This window comes from Stenotrophomonas sp. PvP093 (assembly GCF_017876915.1).
Classification (GTDB): domain Bacteria; phylum Pseudomonadota; class Gammaproteobacteria; order Xanthomonadales; family Xanthomonadaceae; genus Stenotrophomonas; species Stenotrophomonas muris.
In genome coordinates this window covers 193,634-212,059 of record NZ_JAGIOX010000001.1, presented here as the reverse complement: position 1 = coordinate 212,059, position 18,426 = coordinate 193,634, and the positions used below count along the sequence as shown (strand labels likewise).

General features: G+C 67.5%; 16 protein-coding genes. 10 read left to right on the top strand and 6 right to left on the bottom strand.

Translation table 11 applies throughout. The features are described from left to right. Nucleotides 1–27: 27 nt before the first annotated feature. The gene (locus J3A72_RS00980) at nt 28–1,704 is read right to left on the bottom strand and encodes an electron transfer flavoprotein-ubiquinone oxidoreductase (protein ID WP_041862952.1); all 1,677 of its coding nucleotides are present in this window, start codon (nt 1,702–1,704) and stop codon (nt 28–30) included. 257 nt (nt 1,705–1,961) lie between these two features. On the opposite strand from J3A72_RS00980, the gene J3A72_RS00975 reads away from it, so the two are divergent. Beyond that, on the top strand, nt 1,962–3,125 hold the full coding sequence (locus J3A72_RS00975; protein WP_053494690.1) for an acyl-CoA dehydrogenase family protein: 1,164 nt from the start codon (nt 1,962–1,964) through the stop codon (nt 3,123–3,125). A 203-nt stretch (nt 3,126–3,328) separates the two neighbouring features. Here the strand turns inward: J3A72_RS00975 and J3A72_RS00970 are convergent, their stop codons facing one another. Next, nucleotides 3,329–3,808, bottom strand: coding sequence for a tRNA (cytidine(34)-2'-O)-methyltransferase (locus tag J3A72_RS00970; protein WP_049441773.1), 480 nt, complete (start codon nt 3,806–3,808; stop codon nt 3,329–3,331). Nucleotides 3,809–3,877: 69 nt separating this feature from the next. Continuing rightward, a complete protein-coding gene (locus J3A72_RS00965) occupies nt 3,878–4,354 on the bottom strand; it encodes a hypothetical protein (protein WP_014645542.1) in 477 nt (158 codons plus the stop codon). Between the two features lie 416 nt (nt 4,355–4,770). On the opposite strand from J3A72_RS00965, the gene J3A72_RS00960 reads away from it, so the two are divergent. From J3A72_RS00960 to J3A72_RS00945, 4 genes are all read left to right on the top strand, one after another. Further along, complete coding sequence (locus J3A72_RS00960; protein ID WP_075076532.1) at nt 4,771–7,620, top strand: pitrilysin family protein; 2,850 nt, start codon at nt 4,771–4,773, stop codon at nt 7,618–7,620. Nucleotides 7,621–7,835: 215 nt separating this feature from the next. After that, a complete protein-coding gene (locus tag J3A72_RS00955; protein WP_005407628.1) occupies nt 7,836–8,153 on the top strand; it encodes a DUF4156 domain-containing protein in 318 nt (105 codons plus the stop codon). Between the two features lie 103 nt (nt 8,154–8,256). Beyond that, on the top strand, nt 8,257–9,273 hold the full coding sequence (locus J3A72_RS00950) for a 3-oxoacyl-ACP synthase III (RefSeq protein ID WP_014035559.1): 1,017 nt from the start codon (nt 8,257–8,259) through the stop codon (nt 9,271–9,273). Nucleotides 9,274–9,413: 140 nt separating this feature from the next. Then, nucleotides 9,414–10,304, top strand: a complete 891-nt coding sequence (locus tag J3A72_RS00945) for an alpha/beta fold hydrolase (RefSeq protein ID WP_014645544.1) — start codon at nt 9,414–9,416, stop codon at nt 10,302–10,304. A gap of 68 nt (nt 10,305–10,372) precedes the next feature. On the opposite strand, the gene J3A72_RS00940 is transcribed toward J3A72_RS00945, so the two are convergent. Then, nucleotides 10,373–10,804, bottom strand: a complete 432-nt coding sequence (locus J3A72_RS00940) for a YkgJ family cysteine cluster protein (protein ID WP_029380125.1) — start codon at nt 10,802–10,804, stop codon at nt 10,373–10,375. A 104-nt stretch (nt 10,805–10,908) separates the two neighbouring features. Here J3A72_RS00940 and oleC point away from each other — a divergent pair, with 104 nt between their 5' ends. The 3 genes from oleC (at nt 10,909) to J3A72_RS00925 (ending at nt 13,793) form a co-directional block, all read left to right on the top strand. Continuing rightward, a complete protein-coding gene (oleC, locus tag J3A72_RS00935; RefSeq protein WP_075077206.1) occupies nt 10,909–12,567 on the top strand; it encodes an olefin beta-lactone synthetase in 1,659 nt (552 codons plus the stop codon). Further along, nucleotides 12,564–13,556: a 2-alkyl-3-oxoalkanoate reductase gene (oleD, locus tag J3A72_RS00930; RefSeq protein ID WP_014645546.1), complete on the top strand. Its 993-nt coding sequence runs from the start codon at nt 12,564–12,566 to the stop codon at nt 13,554–13,556. Before oleC ends, oleD begins: the two co-directional genes overlap by 4 nt. Before the next feature lie 81 nt (nt 13,557–13,637). Further along, the gene (locus J3A72_RS00925; protein ID WP_005407633.1) at nt 13,638–13,793 is read left to right on the top strand and encodes a DUF1328 domain-containing protein; all 156 of its coding nucleotides are present in this window, start codon (nt 13,638–13,640) and stop codon (nt 13,791–13,793) included. Between the two features lie 76 nt (nt 13,794–13,869). Here the strand turns inward: J3A72_RS00925 and ddlA are convergent, their stop codons facing one another. Continuing rightward, nucleotides 13,870–14,964 carry a D-alanine--D-alanine ligase gene (gene ddlA / locus J3A72_RS00920; RefSeq protein ID WP_053494686.1) on the bottom strand — a complete coding sequence of 365 codons (1,095 nt, stop codon included), beginning with the start codon at nt 14,962–14,964 and terminating at the stop codon, nt 13,870–13,872. 335 nt (nt 14,965–15,299) lie between these two features. Between ddlA and J3A72_RS00915 the strand changes: the two genes are divergently transcribed. Then, entirely contained in the window at nt 15,300–15,935 is a 636-nt protein-coding gene (locus J3A72_RS00915) for an SCP2 sterol-binding domain-containing protein (protein ID WP_075077207.1), read from the top strand. Beyond that, nucleotides 15,932–17,587, top strand: a complete 1,656-nt coding sequence (gene ubiB / locus J3A72_RS00910) for a ubiquinone biosynthesis regulatory protein kinase UbiB (protein WP_014645548.1) — start codon at nt 15,932–15,934, stop codon at nt 17,585–17,587. Before J3A72_RS00915 ends, ubiB begins: the two co-directional genes overlap by 4 nt. A 52-nt stretch (nt 17,588–17,639) precedes the next feature. On the opposite strand, the gene J3A72_RS00905 is transcribed toward ubiB, so the two are convergent. Next, entirely contained in the window at nt 17,640–18,425 is a 786-nt protein-coding gene (locus J3A72_RS00905; protein ID WP_032962225.1) for a YaiO family outer membrane beta-barrel protein, read from the bottom strand. Nucleotide 18,426: the final 1 nt, after the last annotated feature.

Genomic DNA, 18,426 nt, shown 5'->3' with positions numbered 1-18,426 from the left:
GCGACACACGGTCGCAGCCCGGGGCGATCACATGCCCGAGTAGTTCGGGCCGCCGCCGCCCTGCGGGGTCACCCAGACGATGTTCTGGGTCGGATCCTTGATGTCGCAGGTCTTGCAGTGCACGCAGTTCTGCGCGTTGATCTGCAGGCGCGCGTTGTCGGCTTCGCCAACGAACTCGTACACACCGGCCGGGCAATAGCGGGCTTCCGGGCCTGCGTACTCGGCCAGGTTCACCTTCACCGGAATGCTGGGGTCCTTCAGCGTCAGGTGGCTGGGCTGGTTCTCGTCGTGGTTGGTGCTGCTCAGGAACACCGAGCTGAGGCGGTCGAAGGTCAGCACCCCATCCGGCTTCGGGTAGGCGATGCGGGTGTGCTTGGCGGCCGGTTCCAGGCAGGCATGATCCGGCTGCGTGCGGTGCAGGGTCCACGGCGGGTTGCGCACGCCCAGCTTCGGCAGCAGCCACTGCTCGACGCCGGTCATCAGCGTGGCCACGGTCTGGCCCTTCTTGAACCACTGCTTGAAGTTCTTGGCCTGCTGCAGTTCGGTGAACAGCCAGCTGGCTTCGAACGCCTTCGGGTAGGCGCTCAGTTCATCGTGCTGGCGGTCGGCGGCCAGCGCGTCGAACGCGGCGTCGGCGCACAGCATGCCGGTCTTGATCGCGGCATGGCTGCCCTTGATGCGGCTGGCGTTGAGGTAGCCGGCCTCGCAGCCGACCAGTGCACCGCCCGGGAACACCGTCTTCGGCAGCGACAGCAGGCCACCGGCGGTGATCGCACGCGCGCCGTAACCGATGCGGGTACCGCCTTCCAGATGCTTGCGGATGGACGGATGGGTCTTGAAGCGCTGGAACTCTTCGAATGGGCTCAGCCACGGGTTCCTGTAGTCCAGGCCTACCACGTAGCCGATGGCGACCTTGCCGCCGTCGGCGTGGTACAGGAACGCGCCGCCGTAGGTGTCGCTGTCCAGCGGCCAGCCGGCGGCGTGAACCACCAGACCCGGCTCATGCCGGGACGGGTCGATCTGCCACAGCTCCTTGATGCCGATGCCGTAGGCCTGCGGGTCCTTGCCTTCGTCCAGCGTGTAACGCGCGATCAACTGGCGGCCGAGATGGCCGCGCGCGCCTTCGGCGAAGATCGTGTATTTCGCCTGCAGCGCCATGCCGCGCTCGAACGCCGGGCCGATGCTGCCATCCTTCTCGATACCCATGTCGCCGGTGGCCACGCCGATCACTTCACCGTTGTCGCCGTACAGCACCTCGGCTGCGGCGAAGCCGGGGAAGATCGCCACTTCCAGCGCCTCGGCCTGCTGCGCCAGCCAGCGGGTCACTTCGCCCAGGCTGATGATGTAGTTGCCTTCGTTGTGGAAGCACTCCGGCAGCAGCGCGTTGGGCGTGCTGCGCGCGCCGGTTTCGCTGAGGAACAGGAATTCGTCACGGGTGACCTTCTGCTTCAGCGGTGCGCCGCGCTCGGCCCAGTCCGGGAACAGCTCGGTCAGCGCGCGCGGATCCATCACCGCACCAGACAGCACGTGCGCGCCTGGTTCGGACCCCTTCTCCAGCACGCACACCGACAACTCGCGGCCGGCTTCGATCGCGCGCTGGCGCAGGCGGATCGCGGTGGCCAGGCCGGCGGGGCCGGCGCCGACGATCACCACGTCGAATTCCATTACTTCACGCGGGGGCAGGGCGTTGGCTTCAGCGCTCATCGATTGCATGACTCGTGGGTAGGGCCGGCATCGGGGCCACCGGCGGTGCCTGGGAATCGCGCGTGCAGCCACGAGCGAAACGGTTGTTTGAATGTGTCAGGGTACCGGGCCGCGCGTGATCGAGCTAGATCGCCGATGTTCACGTCACGATTGCTGCGGTGCAGCGTAAGGCTGCGGCCCGGGTGGGTGCCGACCCTGGTCGGCACGCTCTGCCCGGATGACCGACAATGGCCGGGTCCTGACTGCGCGTGAGTGCCATGGCTTTGCATCCGTACGATCTGTTCGATGTCCGTTCCCTGCTCAATGAGGAAGAGCGCGCGGTGCAGGAGAGCGTCGCCCGCTTCACCAACGAGCGCGTGCTGCCGATCATCGGCGATGCCTTCGACCAGGCCCGTTTCCCCTCTGAACTGGTGCCGGAGATCGCCTCGCTGGGCCTGCTGGGCGCCACCCTGCCGGCCGAATACGGCGGCGGTGATCTGGGTGCGGTCAGCTATGGCTTGATCTGCCAGGAGCTGGAGCGCGGCGATTCGGGCCTGCGCAGCTTCGTCTCGGTGCAGAGCTCGCTGTGCATGTACCCGATCTATGCCTACGGCAGCGAGGAACAGCGCCAGCAGTGGCTGCCGGCGATGGCGCGCGGCGAACTGATCGGCTGCTTCGGCCTGACCGAGGCGCACGGTGGGTCTGACCCGGCCAGCATGAAGACCCGCGCGATGCGCGACGGCAGCGACTGGCGCATCAGCGGCAGCAAGATGTGGATCACCAGCGGCCCGGTGGCCGACCTGGCCATCGTCTGGGCGCAGACCGAGGACGGCATCCAGGGCTTCGTGCTGGAGAAGGGCATGGCCGGCTTCACCACGCAGGAGATCAAGCACAAGATGAGCCTGCGCGCGTCGCTGACCGGCGCGCTGTTCTTCGATGACGTGCGCGTGCCCGACAGCCATCGCCTGCCGAACGTGAAGGGCCTGAAGGGGCCGCTGGGCTGCCTGACCCAGGCCCGTTACGGCATCAGCTGGGGCCCGATCGGTGCCGCCGTTGCCTGCCTGGATGAAGCGCTGGGCTATGCCAAGGAGCGCGTGCTGTTCGGCCGCCCGCTGGCCGCCACCCAGAGCGCGCAGATCAAGCTGGCCGAAATGGCCCGCCGCATCACCACCGCGCAGCTGCTGGCCCTGCAGCTGGGCCGCCTGAAGGAAGCCGGGCAGCTGCAGCCGCAGCAGGTCAGCCTGGCCAAATGGAACAACTGCCGCATGGCGATCGACATCGCCCGCGAATGTCGCGATCTGCTGGGTGGGGCCGGCATCACCACCGAACACGTGGCGATCCGGCATGCACTGAACCTGGAATCGGTGATCACCTATGAAGGCACCGAGACCGTGCACCAGCTGGTGATCGGCCGCGAACTGACCGGCATCAACGCGTTCTGAAACCTGGTTCCGGTGGGTGCCAACCTTGGTTGGCACATCTTTCCAGAAGTTTCTGCAGCCGCCTTGACCTGTCTTTGGTAGGTGCCAACCTTGGTTGGCACACTCCTTCGGCACGCGACCGGGGAACAGTGCGGACCAAGGTCCGCACCCACCAGAAGCAGGTCACACCCACCAGCAGCGATCCACAGCCACCCCGGAGCGGTTTACGCGCCGCCGGCAAACCCATGCTGCCGCCACGCCTCGTACATCACCACGGCAACGGTGTTGGAAAGATTGAGGCTGCGGTTGCCCGGCCGCATCGGCAGGCGCAGGCGGCGGCCATCCGGCAGCGCATCGAGCACGTCCTGCGGCAGGCCACGGCTTTCCGGGCCGAACAGGAAGGCATCGCCATCTTCGAACGCCACGCTGTCGTAGCGGACGCTGGCACGCGTACTCAGGGCGAACAACCGCTTCGGTGCGATCCGCGCCAGCGCGGTGTCCAGGTCGGGGTGCACCTGCAGGCGCGAGTACTCGTGGTAGTCCAGGCCGGCGCGCTTGAGCTGCTTGTCTTCCAGTGCGAAGCCGAGCGGCTCGACCAGGTGCAGCTGCGCGCCGGTGTTGGCGCAGAGCCGGATCACATTGCCCGTGTTGGGCGGGATTTCCGGTTGGAACAGGATTACGTGGAACGGGGGCGCGGCATTCATCGGCGCAGTGTACCTGCGACGGCGGCCGCCTCTACGGCGCACGCCCTGCGCTGGGCAGGGCGGCACCGCTTACGGGCGCAGCAGGACCTGGGCGGTTTCGGTGGCCAGGGCCTGCAGGTCTGCAGCGCTTGGACGCACCTGCAGGGCCGGCAGGTTGACGATCACCTGGTTGGCGACGCTGGTGGCAGCGGCAGCCAGGGTGGCGGCGTAGCGCTGGGCTTCCAGTTCGGCGGCCAGGGCGACGCGCTGTTCCAGGCTCGGGCGCACTTCCACCGAGGCCAGGGTGGTGATCGGCATCGCGGCGGCGACCGGGGCGGCGACGTAGCCGTTGCGCTCGGCCAGCTGGTCGGCGCTCGGGCGCACTTCCACGGTGGCCAGGGTCGGGATGCCGCTGGCCTGTTCCCAGGCCTGCTGGGCCAGCTGGTCGGCGGCCGGGCGAACCTGCACGGTGGCCAGGGTCTTGATGGATTCGGAGGCCTGCACCGACGAAACAACCGCGGTGCCGGCGATCAGGGCGATGGCGATGGCAATGGTCTTGGCGTTCATGACGGGGCCTGTTTAGTGTTGGTGATCAGTGGTGTGGTAGTAAGGTAGTACACCAATTCTGGGGATGCAAGAAGAATTTTCGATTTCCTGCATTTGTTCAGTCTTCAGTCAGCTTGCGTCTGAAGTCCTTCCTGGCGCAGGAAGTGCCAAGCAATCCCCGTGCCAACTTTTATTCATTGATTTACAAGGGTTTTTTATCAATCGAAAAGTGTCCGGTGGGCGGACACCTGTCCATTCGATGTGCCGCGGACACTGTCCGGACGCCTTCAGCCGGCACATGTGACGGTTCACGCCCCCCGGCTGGGGCCGGGCCGGATGGCCTTCAGGGCAAACACCCCCAGTGACTGGCGACCGATTCCTGCCGTTGCCTGCGCAGGCTAGGATCGGGGTTCACCTATGTGACCAAGGATCCGGATATGTCTCTCGCCCTTCGCCCGCGCGCCGCATTGCTGGCCGTCGCCCTCAGCACCGCCCTGGGCACGCTTGCGCCCACCTCCGCGCTTGCCGCCAGGCCGACGGCACCGGCCAAGGTCGATATCCCGTACGAGCAGTTCACCCTGCCCAACGGCCTGCGCGTGATCGTGCATACCGATCGCAAGGCGCCGATCGTCGCGGTCAACGTCTGGTACCACGTGGGCAGCAAGGATGAGCCGGCCGGCCGCACCGGCTTCGCGCACCTGTTCGAGCACCTGATGTTCCAGGGCAGCGAAAACCACGACGGCGAATTCTTCGAACCGTTCAAGCAGGTCGGTGCCACCAACCAGAACGGCACCACCAACACCGATCGCACCAACTACTTCGAGAACGTGCCGACCACCGCGCTGGACATGGCGCTGTGGATGGAGTCGGACCGCATGGGCCATCTGGTCGGTGCGATCGACCAGGCTGCGCTGGACGAGCAGCGCGGCGTGGTGCAGAACGAGAAGCGCCAGGGCGAGAACCAGCCCTACGGCCAGGCCTGGGACCAGATCAACAAGGCGCTGTATCCGGTTGGCCACCCGTACCACCACGGCGTGATCGGCTCGATGAACGATCTCAACGCGGCCTCGCTGGATGACGTGAAGACCTGGTTCCGCACCTGGTATGGCCCCAACAACGCGGTGCTGGTGCTGGCCGGCGACATCGATCTGGCCACCGCCAAGGAGAAGGTCGCCAGGTACTTCGGCAGCATCCCCGCTGGCCCGACCATGGCGCAGCCGGCGGTGAACGTGGCCAAGCGCAGTGCCGATACCCGCGAGACGATGACCGACAAGGTGCCGCAGGCGCGCATCTACCGCGCCTGGAACGTGCCGCAGGTCGGCACCGCCGACATCGACCAGTTGCAGCTGTTCTCCGAAGTGCTGGGCGGCGCCAAGTCCTCACGCCTGAGCCAGCGCCTGCAGCACCAGGACAAGCTGGTGGACAGCATCGGCTCGGGCCTGTCGACCTCGCAGCTGGGCTCCAACTTCGTGATCGTGGCGACCGTCAAGCACGGCCAGGACCCGGCCAAGGTCGAGAAGATCATCGACGAGGAACTGGACCGCCTGATCAAGCAGGGCCCGACCGCGGCCGAGCTGGAGCGCGCCAAGACCGGCGCCCGTGCCGGCTTCATCCGTGGCATCGAGCGCATCGGTGGCTTCGGCGGCAAGGCCGATGCGCTGGCCGAGTGCGCGGTGTTCACCGGCGACCCGGGTTGCTTCCGCACCTCGCTGGCCAACATCGAGAAGGCCAGTGCCGCCGATCTGAGCCGTCTGGGCGCACAGTGGCTGGACAAGGGCAGCCACACCCTGGTGATCGCACCGGGTGAGCGCGTGGCGCTGAAGGAAGAACCGAGCCAGACGCCGAAGCCGTTCACCGTGCCGGCGGTGGACCCGAAGTACAGCACCCTGCCGGAACAGGTGGACCGCAAGGCCGGCGTGCCGCAGACCCGCGAGTTCCCGCAGCTGAAGTTCCCGGCACTGCAGCGCGCCACGCTGAAGAACGGCACCCAGGTGATCCTGGCCGAACGCCACGAGATTCCGGTGGTGCAGTTCAGCTACCAGTTCCCGGGCGGCTTCAGCGCCGACCAGGGCCGCAAGCCCGGCACCGCCAACTTCACCATGAGCCTGATGACCGAAGGCGCCGGCAAGCTCGGTTCGCTGGCCTTCGCCGACGCCGCCGACGCACTGGGCGCCAGCCTGGATGCCTCGGCCGGCCTGGACTCGATGAGCGTGGACCTGTCGGCGCTGAAGGAAAACCTGGCACCGTCGCTGGCGCTGTACCGCGACCTGCTGCGCGAACCGCGTTTCGAGCAGGGCGAGATCGACCGGGTCAAGGCGACCTGGATCGCCGGCATCCAGCAGGAGAAGGTGAACCCGGGTGCAGTGGCCATGCGCGTGCTGCCGCCGCTGCTGTACGGCAAGGGCCACCCGTACGCCATCCCGTTCACCGGCAGCGGCGACGAGGCGGCGATCAACGGCCTGACCCGCGAAGATCTGGTTGATTTCCACCACGACTGGCTGCGCCCGCAGAATGGCACCCTGATCGTGGTCGGTGACACCACCCTGGCCGAGATCGTGCCGCTGCTGGACAAGCAGCTGGGTGACTGGAAGGCGACCGGCGAGGCGCCGCAGGTGAAGGCGGCCACCGATGTCGCGCTGCCGAAGGGCCCGCGCGTGTTCCTGATCGACCAGCCGGGTGCGGTGCAGGCCAACCTGTTCGCCGGCCAGGTGGTGGCGCCGTCCAGCGCCGCCAGTTCGACCCGCTTCGACATTGCCAACGGCGTGATCGGCGGCGACTTCACCTCGCGCCTGAACATGAACCTGCGCGAGGACAAGCACTGGTCGTACGGCGCGCGCAGCAGCGCGACCAGTTCGGTGGGCCAGCGCCCGTGGATGGCCAGTGCGCCGGTGCAGATCGACAAGACCGGCCCGGCACTGGCGGAAATGCGCAAGGAGATCGCCGCATTCGCCGACGGCAGCAAGCCGGCCACCGCTGCCGAAGTCAACCGCATCCGCAACATCCAGACCCTCAGCCTGCCCGGTGCCTACGAGACCGCCAGTGCCGTGGCCGCGACCATCGGTTCGATCGTGCAGTTCAAGCGCCCGGACGACTATGTGCTGCGTCGCAAGGCCGAGATCGAAGCGATGACCCCGGCGCAGGTGCAGCAGGCCGCTGCCGAGATCAAGCCGCAGGCCCTGACCTGGGTGGTGGTGGGCGATCTCAAGCAGACCGAAGCGGCCGTGCGCGCGCTGAACCTGGGCGAGGTGACGGTGATCGACGCCGAGGGCAACCCGGTCAAGAAATAAGGCACGACCCGGCCCGCCTGTGGCGGGCCGGCTCCCCCGGTAGTGCCGGCCGCTGGCCGGCAACCCCTTAAGGGGTCGGAGCCCCCTGCGGGGGATCCGACCCCTCCGCCGACCTGGGGTCGGATCCCCCGCAGGAGGCTCTGACCCCCGGCCCCGGCTACCCCCGATTCAGGCTGTTCAGGCAGAATCGCCCCATACCCTTCCAGGATCTGCCCATGCGCGTTCTGCTGCTTTCCTCTCTGCTGCTCACCGTCACTGCCTGTACCTGGGTGCCGATCGAACCGGCCGGCAAGGCGACCCGCGTGTTGCCGGCAGGTCCGGTTCCGGCCGGCTGCATCGCCAAGGGCGAGGTGGTGGTCACCGTGAAGAGCAAGGTCGGCTTCTACAACCGCAACCCGCTGCGCGTGCAGGAAGAGCTGGAAACCCTGGCCCGCAACGAAGCCCCGAGTGCCGGCGCCAACGCCGTACAGGCCGCCGCCGCGCCCGCCGATGGCAGCCAGCGGTTCGCCGCGTTCCAGTGCCCGCCGCGCTGAACGCTTCACCATACGGCCAAGCCTGAATTCGTAAAGATGCGGTGAAGGCCCAGGGGGTTATAGAATAGCGCCCCCTTTTGCCTGAGCCTTGGCGCTAACCTCGATGCTCTTCAAGAATGTCTCGATCGCCGGCCTGGCACACGTTGATGCGCCGCATACGCTGACGACCAAGGAAATCAACGAGCGGCTGCAGCCGACGTTGGATCGCCTCGGTATCCGCACCGACGTGCTCGGCGATATCGCCGGCATCCATGCCCGCCGCCTGTGGGACAACGGCGTGCTTGCGTCCGATGCCGCCACCATGGCCGGCCGCAAGGCGCTGGAAGACGCAGGCATCGATGCGACGCAGGTCGGCCTGCTGGTCAACACCTCGGTCAGCCGCGACTACCTGGAGCCGTCCACCGCCTCGATCGTGTCGGGCAACCTCGGCGTCAGCGACGAGTGCATGACCTTCGACGTCGCCAATGCCTGCCTGGCCTTCATCAACGGCATGGATATCGCGGCGCGCATGATCGAGCGTGGCGACATCGACTACGCGCTGGTGGTGGATGGCGAGACCGCCAACCTGGTGTACGAGAAGACCCTGGAGCGCATGACCGCCCCGGACGTCACCGCCGACGACTTCCGCAACGAGCTGGCCGCCCTGACCACCGGTTCGGGCGCCGCCGCGATGGTGATGGCGCGCTCGGAACTGGTGCCGGATGCACCCCGCTACAAGGGTGGCGTGACCCGTTCGGCCACCGAGTGGAACCAGCTGTGCCTGGGCAATCTGGACCGCATGGTCACCGATACCCGCCTGCTGCTGATCGAAGGCATCAAGCTGGCCCAGAAGACCTTCACCGCCGCCAAGATCGCCTTGGGCTGGGCCGTGGAAGAGCTGGACCAGTTCGTGATCCACCAGGTCAGCCAGCCGCACACCGCTGCGTTCATCAAGAACTTCGGCATCGACCCGAAGAAGGTCATGACCATCTTCGGCGAGCACGGCAACATCGGCCCGGCCTCGGTGCCGATCGTGCTGAGCAAGCTCAAGCAGCTGGGCAAGCTGAAGAAGGGCGATCGCATCGCGCTTCTGGGCATCGGCTCGGGCCTGAACTGCTCGATGGCCGAAGTGGTCTGGTAAGCAGCCCGCTGCCCGACCTCCTGTAGAGCCGAGCCATGCTCGGCTCACGCGCGCAGCGCGGCTCTTCCGCAGCGGACCGGAGAGCAGCCGAGCATCGGCTCGGCTCCACATTGCGCCGCGACTCTCCCTAGGTGCTCCGCATGCGCGATCTTCCCGGTTACCCCGCCCACCCGCAGCGCTTCGAGGTTCGCCCCGGCCTGTCGATGAACTATCTCGACGAAGGCCCGCGCGATGGCGAAGTGGTGGTGATGGTGCATGGCAACCCGTCGTGGAGCTATTACTGGCGCACGCTGGTGGCCGGCCTGTCGGACACATACCGCTGCATCGTGCCGGACCACATCGGCATGGGCCTGTCGGACAAGCCCGATGACAGCCGCTACGAGTACACGCTGCAGTCGCGCGTTGATGACCTCGATGCGCTGCTCAAGCATTTGGGCATCACCGGCCCGGTGACCCTGGCGGTGCACGACTGGGGCGGCATGATCGGTTTCGGCTGGGCGCTGTCGCACCACGACCAGGTCAAGCGCCTGGTGGTGCTCAACACCGCTGCGTTCCCGATGCCGGCGGCGAAGACGATGCCGTGGCAGATCGCGCTGGGCCGCCACTGGAAGATCGGCGAGTGGATCATCCGCAGCTTCAACGCGTTCTCGTCCGGTGCCTCGTGGCTGGGCGTGGAGCGGAAGATGCCGGCCGACGTGCGCCGCGCCTACGTGTCGCCGTACAACAGCTGGGCCAACCGGATCAGCACCATCCGTTTCATGCAGGACATCCCGCTGTCGCCGGCCGACAAGGCCTGGTCGCTGCTGGAGCGGGCCGGCAAGGCGCTGCCGTCGTTCGCCGACCGACCGGCCTTCCTCGGCTGGGGCCTGCGCGACTTCGTGTTCGACCACCACTTCCTGAAGGGCTTCCAGGCCGCGTTGCCGCAGGCCCAGGTGCATGCCTTCGAGGACGCCGGGCACTACGTGCTGGAAGACAAGCACGAAGTGCTGGTGCCGGAGATCCGCGCTTTTCTGGACAAGAACCCGATCTGATCGGTGTGCCGACCGTTGGTCGGCACACTCGAAGGGTTCATGAGGTTGCCGGCCAGCGGCCGGCACTACTACGCCGCGACCGGTGCCTGCGGCGGTGAGGACGGGCTGTTGCCGTTGTCGTCCGGGTGATCGTCGTCATTGTCGGCGTCATCGCGCCAGCGCCAGTCGGCCAGCGTCAGCGGGTCCAGGCCGTAGGCGATGCGTGCCTTGTCGCACTGCGGGCTGGCCTTGCCGTACTCCCACGATGCATCCACCTCACGGCACACGCTGGGCCGGTTGGGGTGGATGGTGCAGCGTGAGTACACGCCGATCTGCGCGTCCAGCGCCACGCAGCGCACCGGCTTGGAGTGGGTGCCGCGCATGCACAGGCGGTGCGGGTCCAGCACCTCGGTCAGCTGGTGCGGCACGCCGCCGGGGGTGACCTCGTCCGATTCCATCCAGTGGAAGGCCACGCGGTATTGGGTGCAGCAGGCGCCGCAGGTCATGCAGGGATGTTGCATGGGCAAGCCGCCTCGGGCGGCAGTCGGAATCAGGAACGAGGGTGCGGATTTTCCACGAAGTGGGCCGCCGCGCAAGAAATTCCGTAAGCGGCGACAATGAACGGATGAACCGACCCTGCAACATTGCCGCGCGCCTGCCTGAACTGGCGCGTGAACGCCCTGACCAGATCGCCATCCGCTGCCCGGGCCACCGGGGCGCCGGCAACGGCATGGCCGCCTACGATGTCACCCTGGATTACCGCCAGTTGGACGCCCGCAGTGATGCCATGGCCGCCGGCCTGGCCGGCTATGGGATCGGCCGTGGAGTGCGCACGGTGGTGATGGTGCGGCCGTCGCCGGAGTTCTTCCTGCTGATGTTCGCGTTGTTCAAGCTGGGCGCGGTGCCGGTGCTGGTCGATCCGGGCATCGACAAGCGCGCGCTGAAACAGTGCCTGGACGAGGCGCAGCCGCAGGCCTTCATCGGCATTCCGTTGGCGCACGTGGCGCGGCTGGCGCTGCGCTGGGCGCCGTCGGCGACCCGCCTGGTCACCGTTGGCCGCCGCCTCGGCTGGGGCGGTACCAGCCTGGCTGCGCTGGAGCGCGCCGGCGCCAAGGGCGGGGCGATGCTGGCCGATACCGATGGCGAGGACATGGCGGCGATCCTGTTCACCAGCGGCTCCACCGGTGTGCCCAAGGGCGTGGTCTACCGCCACCGCCACTTCGTGGGCCAGATCCAGCTGCTGGGCAGCGCGTTCGGCATGGAAGCGGGCGGCGTGGACCTGCCGACCTTCCCGCCCTTTGCCTTGTTCGACCCGGCGCTGGGCCTGACCTCGGTGATCCCGGACATGGACCCGACCCGGCCGGCGCAGGCCGATCCGGCACGCCTGCACGATGCCATCCAGCGCTTCGGCGTGACCCAGCTGTTCGGCTCGCCGGCATTGATGCGGGTGCTGGCCCGGCATGGCCGGCCGTTGCCGACGGTGACCCGGGTGACCTCGGCCGGTGCGCCGGTGCCGCCGGACGTGGTCGCCACCATCCGCAGCCTGCTGCCCGCCGATGCGCAGTTCTGGACCCCGTACGGCGCCACCGAGTGCCTGCCGGTGGCGGTGGTCGAGGGGCGTGAGCTGGAGCGTACCCGCGCGGCCACCGAGGCCGGCGCCGGCACCTGCGTGGGCAGCGTGGTGGCCCCGAACGAAGTGCGCATCATCGCCATCGATGACGCCCCGCTGGCCGACTGGTCGCAGGCGCGCGTGCTGGCGGTTGGCGAAGTGGGAGAAATCACGGTGGCTGGCCCGACCGCCACCGACAGCTACTTCAACCGCCCGCAGGCCACGGCCGCAGCGAAGATCCGCGAGACGCTGGCCGATGGCAGCACCCGCATCGTCCATCGCATGGGTGACGTGGGCTACTTCGATGCGCAGGGCCGGCTGTGGTTCTGCGGGCGCAAGACCCATCGCGTGGAAACCGCACAAGGGCCGCTGTACACCGAACAGGTCGAGCCGGTGTTCAATACCGTGCCCGGCGTGGCACGCACGGCACTGGTCGGCGTTGGCCCGGCGGGTGCGCAGGTACCGGTGCTGTGCGTGGAACTGCAGCGTGGCCAGAGCGACAGCCCGGCGCTGCAGGAAGCGCTGCGTGCGCATGCCGCAGCGCGCACCCCTGAGGCCGGCCTGCAGCACTTCCTGATGCATCCCGCGTTCCCCGTCGATATCCGTCACAACGCCAAGATCGGCCGCGAGAAGCTCGCCGTCTGGGCCAGCGCCGAACTGGAGAAGCGCGCATGAAGATCCTGGTCACCGGTGGTGGTGGTTTCCTTGGCCAGGCGCTGTGCCGCGGGCTGGTCGAACGTGGCCACCAGGTGCTGGCGTTCAACCGCAGCCACTACCCGGAACTGCAGGCCATGGGCGTGGGCCAGATCCGCGGCGATCTGGCCGATGCGCAGGCAGTGCTGCACGCGGTGGCCGGCGTCGATGCGGTGTTCCACAACGGCGCCAAGGCCGGCGCCTGGGGCAGCTATGACAGCTACCACCAGGCCAACGTGGTCGGCACCGACAATGTCATTGCGGCATGCCGCGCGCACGGCATCAACCGGCTGGTCTACACCTCAACGCCCAGCGTGACCCACCGCGCCACGCATCCGGTGGAAGGCCTGGGGGCTGACGAGGTGCCGTACGGCGAGGACTTCCAGGCACCGTATGCGGCGACCAAGGCGATCGCCGAACAGCGCGTGCTGGCCGCCAACGATGTATCGCTGGCGACGGTGGCACTGCGCCCGCGCCTGATCTGGGGCCCGGGTGACCAGCAGCTGGTGCCACGCCTGGCCGAGCGTGCACGTCAGGGTCGCCTGCGCTTGGTCGGCGACGGCAACAACAAGGTCGATACCACCTACATCGACAACGCCGCGCTCGCGCATTTCCTCGCTTTCGAGGCATTGGCGCCGGGTGCCGCGTGTGCGGGCAAGGCCTACTTCATTTCCAACGGCGAACCGCTGCCCATGCGCGAGCTGGTCAACCGGCTGCTGGCCGCTGTTGGCGCGCCGACGGTGGACAAGGCGATCAGTTTCAAGACCGCCTATCGCATCGGCGCGGTCTGCGAACGGCTGTGGCCGCTGCTGCGCCTGCGTGGCGAGCCGCCGCTCACCCGCTTCCTGGCCGAGCAGCTGTGCACGCCGCACTGGTACAGCATGGAGCCGGCCCGCCGCGATTTCGGCTATGTGCCGCAGGTCAGCATCGAAGAAGGGCTGCGCAGGCTGAAGGCTTCATCTGCTGCATAGATCGCCGTCACTGGTTGCACACCGCAGGATCGGGAGGATGGACCCACGCCATCCAAGGCTCGACCACCCGCGAGGAGCGCCATGCTGCATTACGCCATCATTTTCTTTGTCATCGCCATCATCGCCGCCGTTCTGGGCTTTTCCGGCATTGCCGGCGCCGCAACGAACATCGCCTGGATCCTGTTCGTGGTGTTCCTGATCCTTGCGGTGATCTCGATGTTCCGCAAGCGCGGCTAGCCGGTAGTGCCGGCCGCTGGCCGGCATCGCTTTCCGCAGAGTCGAGCCATGCTCGGCTCTGCGGGCGATCACAACGCTACGCGGCGCTGTGCAATCCGCGATCGGCTTCGTGACGCTCCAGTGCCAGTTCGATCAGGCGCGTAATCAACGTCGTGTAATCGACTCCGCTGGCACCCCACAATTTCGGGTACATGCTGATGCGGGTGAAGCCCGGCAGCGTGTTGACCTCGTTGATGACGATCCCGCCGCCCGCAGTAAGGAATACGTCCACGCGCGCCATGCCGGCACACTCCAGCGCCTGGTAGGCCTGCAGTGCGATCTGCTGGATGCGCGCCTGGGTTGCGGCATCGATATCCGCAGGTACCACCACCTCGGCGCCAGTTTCGTTGATGTACTTGGTGTCGTAGGCGTAGAACTCGTCGTGCACCACCACCTCGCCGCACAGGCTGGCCTGCGGATGCGCGTTGCCCAGTACCGCGCACTCGATCTCGCGGCCGACCACCGCCGATTCCACCAGCACCTTGTGGTCGTAGCGCAGCGCCAATGCCAGTGCGTCGGCGAAGCCCGCTGCGTCCTTGACCTTGCTCACGCCCACCGACGAACCCTGGTTGGCCGGCTTCACGAACAGCGGCAGGCCGAGCTGCGCGATCACCGCATCGACATCGACCGTTGCCGCCTGGTGGCGACGGATGCACAACCACGGTGCCACCTGCAGGCCAGCGTCGCGCAGCAGGCGCTTGGTCACGTCCTTGTCCATCGCCACTGCCGAACCCAGTACCGGCGAGCCGACGAAGGGCAGGTTGGCCATGCGCAGCAGGCCCTGCAGCGCACCGTCTTCGCCCAGCGGCCCATGCACGATCGGCAGCACCACATCGATCTGGCCCAGCGCGCTGGCCGGATCGGACGGCTGCAGCTGTGCCTGTTCCGCACCCGGGCGCACCGCCAGCGACTGGCCCGAGCGATGCAGCGCGATGCGCGACGGATCATCGGCGTTGATCAGGAAGGTGTCCGGCTGGTTCAGATGCCACTGGCCCTGCTTGTCGATGCCGACCAGCACCGGCTCGAAGCGCTCGCGATCAAGCGCATCGAGAATGTTCTTCGCCGACTGCAGTGAAACCTCGTGCTCGGAGGATTTGCCCCCGAAGATGATGCCGACCCGGGTCCGTGCCATGGGAATGCGATGTCCTGTGCGTTGCGTGGCCGTACAGCATGAACCTTCCATAGCCACCCAGGTGAGGCACAGATGAATCACCGGGCTGCCGGCTCGGGTAGCGGCCAACCATGGTTGGCCCCCTGACATCCAGCGCCGACCAAGGTCGGCATCTACCAACGCCAGATCCCATCAGCATTGGGGTCAGAGCCCGTTGCGCAGCAACGGGACCCACCCCGCCATCCCACGGATCGCCAGCTTTTGATGTTGATCTTGCCGGCCAGCGGCCGGCACTACCGCGGGTGCCGGGCGGCAGCCCGGCGCAAGCCCCCCACCCACGCAGGTAGAATGCGCACATGGCTCTTTCCCTGCTCAAGTCCCTCAAGCCGGTCGCTGGCCGCGCCCTGCAGATCGCCCTGAACCGCGCGCTGGCGCTGGATCCGGATACCCGCCATGCACTGGCCAGCCTCGATGGCCGGCACATCGACCTGGCCCTGGAAGCGCCGTCGCTGGCGATGCGCATCAGCGTCGACGGCGACCAGCTGCGGGTCGGCCCGGTGGATGCGCAGGAAGCCGACCTGGCCGTGCGCAGCAGCCTGGCCGGCGTGCTGGCGCAGCTGCCGCTGCTGGCCAACGCACGGCGCGGCGAGTCCAACAACAAGGGCCGTGTACGCGTGGCCGGTGACGCCGAACTGGCGCGACGCCTGCAGCAGCTGGCCAAGGGCTTCGATCCAGACTGGCAGCAGCCGTTCGTCAGCGTGTTCGGCGAGGTACTGGGTGTGCAGGTGGCCAACACCCTGCGCAGCGCCCTGCAGCACGCGCGCCAGGGTGCGATCGATCTGGCCCACAGCGCTGCCGAGTTCATCACCGAGGAATCGCGCGACGTGGTACCGCGCGCCGAACTGGATGCCTTCCACGATGATGTGGACGTACTGCGTGATGACGTCGAGCGCCTTGGCGCGCGCGTCCAGCGCCTGCGGGGCGCCGCATGAAGGCCGTGCTGCGGGCAAGCCGCATCGGCCGGGTGATCCTGCGCTACCGCCTGGACGACCTGCTGCACGGCACGCCGGCTGAGCGCTGGCTGCGCCTGGCCAAACCGTTCGTGCCGCGTGCTTCGGCCGACATCGCTGTACAGTCGCGCGGTGCGCGTCTGCGCCTGGCGCTGCAGGATCTCGGTCCGATCTTCGTCAAGTTCGGCCAGATCCTGTCCACCCGCCGCGACCTGGTGCCGCCGGACGTGGCCAACGAACTGACCCTGCTGCAGGACCGGGTCAAGCCGTTCGACGGCGATACCGCGCGCCGCATCGTCGAGGAAGCACTCGGCCTGCCGGTCAGCGAGGCATTCGCCAGCTTCGATACCGAACCGCTGGCCTCGGCCTCGATCGCACAGGTGCATGCGGCCACGCTGGCCGATGGCCGCCAGGTGGTGGTCAAGGTGCTGCGCCCGGGCATCGAGAAGCAGATCGACGCCGACATCGCCCTGCTCAACTCGCTGGCCGCCCTGGTCGAGCGTACCCATCCGCGTGCCGACAAGATCCGTCCGCGCGAAGTGGTGGCCGAAGTCGAGAACACCCTGGCCGCTGAGCTGGACCTGCAGCGCGAAGGCGCCAATGCCAGCGTGCTGCGCCGCTTCTGGGAAAACAGCGACGACCTGTACGTGCCGGAAGTGATCTGGAGCCACACCGCCGAGCGCGCGCTGACCCTGGAGCGCGTGTGGGGCATTCCGTCCGATGACATCGCTGCACTGGACAAGGCCGGCATCGACCGCAAGGCGCTGGCCGCCAAGGGCGTGCGGGTGTTCTACACCCAGGTGTTCCGCGACAACTTCTTCCATGCCGATGCGCACGCCGGCAACATCTGGGTCGATACCGATCCGTCGCGTCGCGCCAACCCGCGCTTCATCGCGCTGGACTTCGGCATCATGGGCCAGCTGTCGCAGGAAGATCAGTACTACCTGGCCGAGAACTTCATGGCCATCTTCAACCGCGATTATCGCCGCATCGCCGAACTGCACGTGCAGGCGCGCTGGATGCCGGACAACGTGCGCATCGATGATCTGGAAGCGGCCGTGCGTTCGGTGTGCGAGCCGTACTTCACCCGCCCGCTGTCGCAGATCTCGCTGGCCGAAGTGCTGATGAAGCTGTTCCGCGTGGCGCAGCGCTACCAGCTGACCCTGCAGCCGCAGCTGATCCTGCTGCAGAAGACCCTGCTGAACATCGAAGGTGTCGGGCGCCAGCTGGATCCGCAGATCGACATCTGGGCGGTGGCCAAGCCGGTGCTGGCGAAGATCCTGCGCGAGCGCTACAGCCCGCGTCGGGTCGTGCGCGAGATCGGCAAGCGCTTGCCGGAAATCATGACCCACGCGCCGGACATGCCGCGCCTGGTGCACGCCTGGCTGACCCAGCAGGTGGAGGGCCGCCATGAGCTGGCGATGCGCTCGCGCGATCTGGTCGCGCTCGATGCCAGCGTGCAGCGCCTGCAGAAGCGCGCGGTCGGTGCGATCACCGGCGTCGGCCTGCTGGCCATCGCCGCACTGGTGTACGTGCTGCAACCGCCAGGCTGGTACTGGGGCGACCTGCCGATGTGGAGCTGGGTGTCCGGTGCCGTCGGCGCGCTGGCGCTGGCGCGCGCGTGGTGGCGCTGAAGCCTGTTGATCGAGGGTCGGCGGCGTCACGCGCCGCCGACCGGCCACGGCTCTACCAGTGGTAGCCCAGGCCCAGGTGCGACTGCACGCTCTGGAAGCGGTCCAGGCGCGTCCTGTGCCAGGTCTTGCCAATGCCCATGTCCAGCACCAGATGCTCCCCCAGCGGCTGGCTGCGGCGCAGGAAGGCACGACGTGCATCGTGTTCGCGCAGCAGCAGCGGATCGGAATCGGCGGTGTAGCCGGACGTACCGCTGCCCAGCCACAGCTGGGTCGAACCACCGCCCTGCGCATCCTTCAGGCGCAGTGACAGCGTGGTGCCATGGCCGTCGGGCCCATTGGACTGGCGATGCCGCTCGTGGCGCAGTGAGGTGGTCACGCGCGGGAAGTAGTGCGAGGCACCTACCGACCAGCCACTCACGTATGCGCCGGCATGGTACTGGGCGTACTTGCCGCCCACGCTCAGCACGGTCTGCGGTGCCACCTTCCACTGGAAGTCCTGGTTGAGCTGGCGGTTGACGAATACCGGGTCATCGTTGGAGGCGGTGAAGGCGGTGCGGGTCGAAAAGCGTTGACTCCAGCGCTGGTGCAGGGAGCCCTGCACCCGATTGCCGCTGAAGCGCTTGCTGCCGTAGTCGCGTTCACCATGGGCCAGGCCCAGATGCCAGCGGCTGTCACCGCTGCGACCGGCCACATCCACGGTCTGTACGTCGCGCTTGCCAAAGCCATCGGTGTAGTCGGCATGATCCAGCTGCACCGACACCCGGTCGATGCCGGCATGGGCGCTGGACACAGCCAGCAGCAGGGCGCACGGCAGTGCGCCACGGATGATCAATCGCATG

Coding starts and splice junctions, on each gene's coding strand:
- J3A72_RS00970 (WP_049441773.1), bottom strand. CDS start 3,808: ATGAATGCCGCGCCCCCGTTCCACGTAATCCTGTTCCAACCGGAAATC.
- J3A72_RS00950 (WP_014035559.1), top strand. CDS start 8,257: ATGCTCTTCAAGAATGTCTCGATCGCCGGCCTGGCACACGTTGATGCG.
- ubiB (WP_014645548.1), top strand. CDS start 15,932: ATGAAGGCCGTGCTGCGGGCAAGCCGCATCGGCCGGGTGATCCTGCGC.
- J3A72_RS00925 (WP_005407633.1), top strand. CDS start 13,638: ATGCTGCATTACGCCATCATTTTCTTTGTCATCGCCATCATCGCCGCC.
- J3A72_RS00905 (WP_032962225.1), bottom strand. CDS start 18,425: ATGCGATTGATCATCCGTGGCGCACTGCCGTGCGCCCTGCTGCTGGCT.
- oleD (WP_014645546.1), top strand. CDS start 12,564: ATGAAGATCCTGGTCACCGGTGGTGGTGGTTTCCTTGGCCAGGCGCTG.
- J3A72_RS00940 (WP_029380125.1), bottom strand. CDS start 10,804: ATGCAACATCCCTGCATGACCTGCGGCGCCTGCTGCACCCAATACCGC.
- oleC (WP_075077206.1), top strand. CDS start 10,909: ATGAACCGACCCTGCAACATTGCCGCGCGCCTGCCTGAACTGGCGCGT.
- ddlA (WP_053494686.1), bottom strand. CDS start 14,964: ATGGCACGGACCCGGGTCGGCATCATCTTCGGGGGCAAATCCTCCGAG.
- J3A72_RS00915 (WP_075077207.1), top strand. CDS start 15,300: ATGGCTCTTTCCCTGCTCAAGTCCCTCAAGCCGGTCGCTGGCCGCGCC.
- J3A72_RS00945 (WP_014645544.1), top strand. CDS start 9,414: ATGCGCGATCTTCCCGGTTACCCCGCCCACCCGCAGCGCTTCGAGGTT.
- J3A72_RS00965 (WP_014645542.1), bottom strand. CDS start 4,354: ATGAACGCCAAGACCATTGCCATCGCCATCGCCCTGATCGCCGGCACC.
- J3A72_RS00960 (WP_075076532.1), top strand. CDS start 4,771: ATGTCTCTCGCCCTTCGCCCGCGCGCCGCATTGCTGGCCGTCGCCCTC.
- J3A72_RS00980 (WP_041862952.1), bottom strand. CDS start 1,704: ATGAGCGCTGAAGCCAACGCCCTGCCCCCGCGTGAAGTAATGGAATTC.
- J3A72_RS00975 (WP_053494690.1), top strand. CDS start 1,962: ATGGCTTTGCATCCGTACGATCTGTTCGATGTCCGTTCCCTGCTCAAT.
- J3A72_RS00955 (WP_005407628.1), top strand. CDS start 7,836: ATGCGCGTTCTGCTGCTTTCCTCTCTGCTGCTCACCGTCACTGCCTGT.